This window comes from Sphingomonas pruni NBRC 15498, assembly GCF_001598455.1.
GTDB lineage: Bacteria > Pseudomonadota > Alphaproteobacteria > Sphingomonadales > Sphingomonadaceae > Sphingomonas > Sphingomonas pruni.
Genome location: NZ_BCYZ01000115.1, coordinates 1 through 6,832 on the forward strand (window position 1 = coordinate 1; position 6,832 = coordinate 6,832).

The following is a 6,832-nucleotide window of genomic DNA, read 5'->3' on the forward strand; positions in this document are numbered from 1 at the left end:
CGGACGGCCGCTCACCCGCCGTCGTGCTTCCTCCCCCTCCGTCACCCCCCGCGCCTGCGCGGGGGCTGACACCTCCCCCTGGCGGGGGAGGATTATCCGAATGTCCATCCATCCTGGTCCGCGCCGCGACCGCGAAGCGGGAAACATGAACCGAACCGGTCCGATTGCGACAAAATACGACATATTCGGGATGGACCTCTGTCCTAGTGCTCGCCATGCTTTCGGGGATGAAACGGTCGCGTATCGCCATGATGCTCGCCGTCGCGCTGCCGCTTCAGGCGTGCATGGTGGGGCCGAACTACAAGCCGCCGGCGAGCGCCTCGCTGGGCGTGCCCGACGCCTATTCCGGGCCCGCGTCGACCGGAGCACTGCCCGACATCTCGACGTGGTGGACGTCGTTCGGCGACACCGAGATGACCAGCATCATCGACCGCGCGCGACGGGGCAATCTCGACATCGCCCAGGCGGTGGCGCGGTTGAAACAGGCGCGCGAAGGGCTGGTCCAGGCGCGCGCGTCGCTGTTGCCGACGGTCAGCGGATCGGCCGGCTATAGCCGTAGCCTGCTCGATTCGGTCGGCCCGCGCGACAATTTCTCGATCGGCGCCGATGCCAGCTACCAGGCCGACATCTTCGGCGGCACGCGCCGCTCGATCGAGGCGGCGAAGGCGACCGAGCAGGCTTCGGGCTATGATCTCGCCACCGTCCAGACCTCGATCGCCGCCGAAGCCGCCCGCAACTATATCCTGGCCCGCCAGTATCAGGCCGCGCTCAAGATCGCGCGCGACAGCCTGGCGATCCAGGACGACAATCTGGAGATTGCCGGCTTCCGCGTTCAGGCGGGATTGGTATCGAGCCTCGACCAGGAACAGGCACGCGCGCAACGCGCCCAGACCGCCGCGCAGATCCCGACGATCGAACAGAATTATGCCGCCGCGGTGAACCGGCTGGGCGTCTTGACCGGCCAGGCGCCGGGCGCGCTCAAGGCCGAGCTCGAAGCGGTACAGCCGATCCCGATGGGCCCGGCCGACATCCCGGCCGGTATCCCCGGCGACATATTGCGCCAGCGTCCCGACGTCCGCGCCGCCGAACGCACCCTGGCCGCCTCTACCGCGCAGATCGGGGTGGAGAAGGCGGCGCTCTATCCGGCGCTCAACATTACCGGCAATATCGGCACCTCGGCCTCGGCGCTCGGCAGCATCGCCAATGTCATCACCGGCAGCCTGTTCGCGGGGCTGACCCAGTTGATCTTCGACGGCGGCCGCACGCGCAGCCGGGTGCGGTCGCAGGAAGCGGCGGCGGAGGGCGCCTTCGCCGCCTACAAATCGACCGTGCTGACCAGCCTGGAGGATGTCGAGAACGCGCTCCAGGCCCTGCAGGCGGCGAAACAGCGCCAGCGCGAGTTCGCGGTCGCGCTCGACGCCTCCAACGCCGCGGCGATCCTCGCGCGCAGCCAGTATCGGGCCGGGCTGACCGACATCACCACACTCAACAATAGCGAGGCGGCGCTGCTGTCCGCGCAGAACGGCTTGAACGGCGCGCGCGGCGACCAGGCGCAGGCGATGGTCGCGCTCTACCTCGCGCTCGGCGGTGGGTGGGATGCCACCAAGCCGCCCGAACTCCCGCAGGGATAAGACTATGGCGACGAACCAGGCCGACCTTGACGAATTCCTTGGCGGACGCCCACCGTCCAAGTTCAGGCGTTATGCCATATGGGCGGGCATCGCGATCGGCGTCGTCCTGCTCATCCTGCTGCTGATGCGGCTGTTCGGCGGCGCCGAGACATCGGGCTATGCCACCGAGCAGGCGCAAAAGGGCAATCTGACCGTCACCGTGTCGGCGACGGGCAAGCTTGCGCCGACCAATCAGGTCGATGTCGGTTCCGAATTGTCGGGGCTGGTGACCAAGGTCGTGGCCGACGTCAACGATCGCGTGGTCCAGGGCCAGCCGCTCGCGATCATCGATCCCAGCCGCTTCCAGGACACGGTCAACCAGTCCAAGGCTTCGCTCGACGCGGCGGTAGCGACGGTCGGGCAGAACAAGGCGACGCTCGCCCAGGCGAATGCGACCCTGGCGCGATTCCAGGAAGTCAGCCGACTGTCGGGCGGTCGCGTCCCGGCCAAGACCGAAATGGACCAGGCGATCGCCGACCGCGACCGCGCGATCGCCAATCTCAGGGCGGCGCAAGCCAATGTCGTCGCGGCCCAGGCGACTCTGTCGTCGAACCAGACCCAGCTGACCAAGACGATCATCCGCTCCCCGGTCAACGGCGTCGTGCTCGCGCGCCAGATCGAGCCGGGCCAGACCGTCGCGGCGAGCTTCAACACGCCAACCCTGTTCGTCATCGCCGAGGACCTGGGGCAAATGAAGCTGGAAGTGGCGATCGACGAAGCCGATGTCGGCAACGTCAAGCAGGGCCAGCGCGCGACCTTCACGGTCGATGCCTTTCCCGGCAAGACTTTCCCCGCGACGATCACGCGAGTCGATGTCGGCTCTAATTTGTCGGCGCAATCGTCGACGAGCAGCACGAGCACGTCGTCGACCACATCCAACCAGGTCGTTTCCTACGCCGCCGAACTCGCCGTGCAGAATCCCGATTTCCAGCTGAGGCCCGGCATGACTGCGACCGCCGATATCGTCACGATGGAAAAGAAGGACGTCCTGCTCGTCCCCAACGCCGCCTTGCGCTTCAAGCCGCAGGCGACGGGTACGCCCGCGGCGCAGGCGAGCGGCGGAATCGCCGGCGCGCTGACTCCCCGGATGCGGCGGCGTGGCGGCGGTGGCGACAGCGCGGCGCCGCTCGAACGCGGCTCCAAGCAGAGCGTCTATGTCAAGCAGGCCGATGGCAGCCTGAAAGCGATCTCGGTAACGACCGGCGACAGCGACGGCACGATGACCGAGATCACCGGCGGCGATTTGCAGCCGGGAATGCAGGTCGTGACCGGTCAGCTCGCGGGATCGGGCGGCAACAGCGCGGGCGGCAGCCGGCGGCGCTCGGGCGCGGGCGGCGGCGGCAATGGGGGCGGCGGCGGGCAGCGCGGTGGCTGACGGCATTCCCGACCCGCTGATCCGGCTGCGCGGCGTCACCAAGACCTATGGCACCGGCGCGACCGCATTCCAGGCGCTGAAGGGCGTCGACCTTGACATCGCGACCGGCGATTTCGTCGCGGTGATGGGGCCGTCGGGCTCGGGCAAGTCGACCACGATGAACATCCTCGGTTGCCTCGACGTGCCGACCGACGGCGAATTCATCTTCATGGGCCATCATGTCGAAAGCCTCGACCGCGACCAGCGCGCTTTGCTCCGGCGCAAATATTTCGGCTTCGTGTTCCAGGGCTTCAACCTGCTCGCCCGCACCTCCGCATTGGAGAATGTCGAGCTGCCGTTGCTCTATCGCGGCGATGCCAAGGCCGAGCGGCGCGAGATGGCGCTCGCGGCGCTGGACCAGGTCGGGTTGAAGGATTGGTGGGACCATACGCCGGGCGAATTGTCGGGCGGGCAGCAGCAACGCGTCGCCATCGCCCGGGCGATCGCCACCAAGCCCGCCGTGCTGCTCGCCGACGAGCCGACCGGCAATCTCGACAGCGAACGCTCGGTCGAGATCATGGAATTGCTGAGCGACCTCAACAAACATGCCGGCATCACCGTGCTGATGGTGACCCACGAACCCGACATGGCCGCCTTTGCCAAGACCATCGTCCATTTCAAAGACGGCCTGGTCGAGCGGACCGAGGCTGGGCATGCGCAGGGGGAGAGAGTGGGATGAGGGCGATGCTCTCTTCTCCCCTTGGGGGAGAAGGATACGAAGCCTTGGCGACGAAGGAGCCTAGGCGAAGTTGGATGAGGGGAAGCGGCGCGAAGCGCCGCGCGGTCGCGTCGCGACCGCTTACCCCTCACCCAGCTCCGACTAAGGCTCTGACGAGCCTAAGTCTGCGCAACCCTCTCCGCCTTTGGGGATAGGGAATTTAGGCCATGCTCGGCACCACCTTCATCCTCGCGCTCCGCTCGATCCGGCGCCACCTCCTGCGCTCGTTTCTGACCGTGCTCGGCATCGTCATCGGTGTCGCGGCAGTGGTGGCGATGGTGACCCTGGGCAAGGCGACCACGCTTCAGGTCCAGAAATCGATCGCCAGTCTCGGCACCAACGTGCTCCAGATCCGTCCCGGCCAGGGCTTCGGGCGCGGCGGCGGCGGGCCGCGGCCGCCCGATTTCGATCCGCGGGATGTCGAGGCGATCGGCAAGCAGATCACCGGCGTCACCGCGGTCGCCCCGCAGGCGCAGTCGACCGGCACCGCGATCTATGAAGGCGCCAATTGGTCGACCACGATCAACGGCACCACCAACGGCTATTTCGAGGTCCAGCCCTGGGCGCTCGCCAGCGGCCGCTATTTCACCCCGGCCGAGGAAAGCGCCGGCAAAGCGGTCTGCATCATCGGCAACACGGTCTACACCAATCTCTACAAGACCAGGAATGCGCTCGGCACGCGGATGCGGATCGCCGGCATTTCGTGCGACGTCATCGGTATCCTGTCGACCAAGGGCCAGTCGGGATTCGGCGGCGACCAGGACGACGTCGTCATCATGCCGATCAAGGCGGTGCAGCGGCGGATGACCGGCAATACCGATGTGCGGCTGATCCTTGTCGGTGTCGACCAGGCCTATTCGACCGCGCAGGTCCAAGCGTCGATCACCGACCTGTTGCGCGAACGCCGCCACATCACCGGCGGCAAGGAGGACGATTTCAACATCTTCGACACCAAGCAGATTTCCGACACGCTCAGCACCACCACGACCCTGTTGACCAACATCGTCACCGCGGTCGCCGGGATCAGCCTGATCGTCGGCGGCATCGGCATCATGAACATCATGCTGGTCTCGGTTACCGAACGCACGCGAGAGATCGGCATCCGCCTGGCGATCGGCGCGGTCGCCAATGAAGTACTGATGCAATTCCTGGTCGAGGCGGTGGTGCTGTCGTGCCTGGGCGGGCTCATCGGCTTGCTGCTGGGGCAGGTGGCGGTGATCCTGTTGTCGGTGCTCGGCCAATTGCCGTTCATCTTCGACGTCCAGATCAACGTCATCGCCTTCCTGATCTCGGGCGCGATCGGCGTCGTATTCGGCTTCTTCCCGGCGCGCCGTGCCGCCTCGCTCAACCCGATCGACGCCTTGCGGCACGAATAGGGCGCGGCTTATGCCCGTCATCCCCGCGACAGCGGGGACCCATCTCCTACGCTCTCCACCAATTCGGCGGAACTGGCTTGGTGATTGCTTGGGAGCTGGGTTCCCGCTTTCGCGAGAATGACGAAGGGGGAGCCTATGACTGGCTGCGCACCTGGCCGAACTTGGCCATCAGCTCGTCGAGCTCTTCCTCGGTATCGACATCGATCAACTCGTCGGGATGCGTGACGACGTGCCGCCCGGCCAGGATCAGGTCGCGCGCGCCGGCATCGCCCTCGAGCGTTTCGAGCGCGTCGAAGCGATTGGCGCCGAACAAGGCAGGTGGCTTGGGGCGCACGCCGTCGCTCGACGCGACGACCGTGTCGGGTCCGGTCGCGGCCTCGAACAGGCGATGGATCTGCGCCGCGGTCACGCGCGGCATGTCGGCGAGCGCGATCAGCACCGCTTCGATCCCCGGACCGCGCGCCGCCTCGACGCCCATCTTCAGTGACAGCGACAGACCCCGTTCGGGGCGGCTATTGGGCACCTCGTGATAGCCGCGCGCGGCGTAATCGAGCCGGACGCCGTCGCGCACCACCACGCGCCGGGCGAACGGCACCGCTTCCAATGCGGTGACGACATGCATGCCGAGCGGCTGGCCCAGGAACGTCTCGGTCAGCTTGTCGGACAGACCGAACCGCGCCGATTTGCCGGCGGCGAGCAGGATCAATGCGGTGGTTTCAGGCTCGATCACGCAGCGCTCCCACCAGGCCGGCGGCGATCGACAAGGCGATCTCCGCCGGCCCGACCGCGCCGATGTCGATCCCGGCGGGCGCATCGATGCGGTCGAGGTCGGAGTCTGAAACGCCCAGCGCGCCCAGACGCTCCCGCCGCGCGGCATGGCTCCGCCGCGATCCCAAAGCGGCGACATAGCCGGTGGGCGCGGCCAGCGCGGCGGCGAGCGCGGGGTCGTCGATCTTGATGTCGTGCGACAAGGTGACGACCGCGGTCGCCGCGTCGGGCTTGAGCGCGGCGACCGCCTCGTCGGGCCAGCGGTCGTCGAGCGTCACGCCTGGGAAGCGCTCCGGAGTCAGGAAGCGCGCGCGCGGATCGATAACCGTCGTCGCGATGCCAAGCTCGCGCGCCAGCCCGGTCAGCGCCTGGGCGATCTGCACCGCGCCGACGATCAGCAAGCGGCGCGGCGGCTCATAGCGATTGACGAACGCCGCGCCCTCGATGGGACGCAGGCTCGACTGGCCGGTGTCGAGATTGGTGACGACGTCGAGCGCCGTACCGGTCGCTCGCGCCTCGGCGATGCGGTCGAACAATTCGGGATCGAAGCCGTCGGCGGCGACCGGCTGGACCATCACCGCGATCTCGCCGCCGCAGGGAAGTCCGACTTCCCACGCCGCGGCATCGGCGACGCCATAATGTTTGAGCTGGAACGGCGCGCCGGCGATCACTTCGGCGGCGGCGGTCAGGATGTCGGTCTCGACACAGCCGCCCGACACCGATCCCTCGAACCGCCCGTCCTGATGGACGATCATATGGCTGCCACGCGGGCGCGGCGCCGAGCCCCAGGTCGAGACGACGGTGGCCAACGCCATCGGCGCGCCGCGCCAGGCCAAGGCGGCGGCGATGACGGCGTCGTTATCGGCCATGGATTATCCTTAATTCC

General features: G+C 67.4%; 6 protein-coding genes. 4 read left to right on the forward strand and 2 right to left on the reverse strand.

The genetic code is table 11. The features are described 5' to 3' along the window. Window positions 1-227: 227 nt before the first annotated feature. The 4 genes from SPR01S_RS20200 (at window position 228) to SPR01S_RS20215 (ending at window position 5,178) form a co-directional block, all read left to right on the forward strand. Window positions 228-1,631 (forward strand): efflux transporter outer membrane subunit, encoded by a 1,404-nt coding sequence (locus SPR01S_RS20200; RefSeq protein WP_066593413.1) that lies wholly within the window; start codon window positions 228-230, stop codon window positions 1,629-1,631. Window positions 1,632-1,635: 4 nt separating this feature from the next. Beyond that, the gene (locus SPR01S_RS20205) at window positions 1,636-3,045 is read left to right on the forward strand and encodes an efflux RND transporter periplasmic adaptor subunit (RefSeq protein ID WP_066593415.1); all 1,410 of its coding nucleotides are present in this window, start codon (window positions 1,636-1,638) and stop codon (window positions 3,043-3,045) included. Further along, window positions 3,014-3,763 carry an ABC transporter ATP-binding protein gene (locus SPR01S_RS20210; RefSeq protein ID WP_157082383.1) on the forward strand — a complete coding sequence of 250 codons (750 nt, stop codon included), beginning with the start codon at window positions 3,014-3,016 and terminating at the stop codon, window positions 3,761-3,763. Before SPR01S_RS20205 ends, SPR01S_RS20210 begins: the two co-directional genes overlap by 32 nt. 206 nt (window positions 3,764-3,969) lie before the next feature. Then, window positions 3,970-5,178: an ABC transporter permease gene (locus SPR01S_RS20215; RefSeq protein WP_066593417.1), complete on the forward strand. Its 1,209-nt coding sequence runs from the start codon at window positions 3,970-3,972 to the stop codon at window positions 5,176-5,178. 133 nt (window positions 5,179-5,311) lie between these two features. Here SPR01S_RS20215 and SPR01S_RS20220 read toward each other — a convergent pair whose 3' ends face one another. Together SPR01S_RS20220 and SPR01S_RS20225 are read right to left on the reverse strand one after the other, a co-directional pair. After that, window positions 5,312-5,908, reverse strand: coding sequence for a nucleotidyltransferase family protein (locus tag SPR01S_RS20220; protein WP_066593419.1), 597 nt, complete (start codon window positions 5,906-5,908; stop codon window positions 5,312-5,314). After that, a complete protein-coding gene (locus SPR01S_RS20225) occupies window positions 5,895-6,815 on the reverse strand; it encodes an XdhC family protein (protein ID WP_066593421.1) in 921 nt (306 codons plus the stop codon). Before SPR01S_RS20225 ends, SPR01S_RS20220 begins: the two co-directional genes overlap by 14 nt. Window positions 6,816-6,832: the final 17 nt, after the last annotated feature.

Coding starts and splice junctions, on each gene's coding strand:
- SPR01S_RS20225 (WP_066593421.1), bottom strand. CDS start 6,815: ATGGCCGATAACGACGCCGTCATCGCCGCCGCCTTGGCCTGGCGCGGC.
- SPR01S_RS20205 (WP_066593415.1), top strand. CDS start 1,636: ATGGCGACGAACCAGGCCGACCTTGACGAATTCCTTGGCGGACGCCCA.
- SPR01S_RS20200 (WP_066593413.1), top strand. CDS start 228: ATGAAACGGTCGCGTATCGCCATGATGCTCGCCGTCGCGCTGCCGCTT.
- SPR01S_RS20210 (WP_157082383.1), top strand. CDS start 3,014: ATGGGGGCGGCGGCGGGCAGCGCGGTGGCTGACGGCATTCCCGACCCG.
- SPR01S_RS20215 (WP_066593417.1), top strand. CDS start 3,970: ATGCTCGGCACCACCTTCATCCTCGCGCTCCGCTCGATCCGGCGCCAC.